Genomic DNA, 583 nt, shown 5'->3' with positions numbered 1-583 from the left:
CTGGCCACGATCTCGCTCATGCTCTGGCCCGCCAGCTCCACCTGCTGCGAGCCCGACTGCACATTGTCCACGCTGGTGGTGATGAGCTGCTTGATCTCCTTGGCGGCTTCGGCGCTGCGCTGCGCCAGGCTGCGCACCTCGCCCGCCACCACGGCAAAGCCACGGCCCTGCTCGCCGGCGCGTGCCGCCTCGACGGCTGCATTCAGGGCCAGGATATTGGTCTGGAAGGCAATGGAGTCGATCACGCCGATGATGTCGGCAATCTTGCGGCTGCTGTTGGTGATCTGGCCCATGCTTTGCACCACCTGCTGCACCACGCGACCGCCTTGCTCGGCCGCCTGGGCAGCTGTCGATGCCAGCTGATTGGCCTGACGCGCAGTGTCGGCAGACTGGGTGACAGTAGCCGTCAGCTCTTCCATGCTGGCCGCGGTTTCTTCGAGATTGGCCGCCGTCTGCTCGGTGCGGGCCGACAGGTCCTGGTTGCCCGTGGCAATCTGGCCCGAAGCCGAAGAGACGGACTCCACGCCCGAGCGCACCTGGCCGACGACGGAGCGCAGGCGCTCGGCCATGGCGTTCAGGGACT

At 66.9% G+C, this 583-nt stretch carries 1 protein-coding gene; it reads right to left on the bottom strand.

The genetic code is table 11. The annotated features are described in order from the left end of the window. A partial coding sequence (locus V8Z78_RS27075) for a methyl-accepting chemotaxis protein (RefSeq protein ID WP_349732519.1) occupies positions 1-583 on the bottom strand: 583 nt, incomplete at both ends.

Source organism: Comamonas sp. wu1-DMT, from assembly GCF_040187805.1.
GTDB lineage: Bacteria > Pseudomonadota > Gammaproteobacteria > Burkholderiales > Burkholderiaceae_C > Comamonas > Comamonas thiooxydans.
The sequence above is the reverse complement of the archived record's forward strand: the minus strand, read 5'-3'. Positions and strand labels throughout refer to the sequence as shown.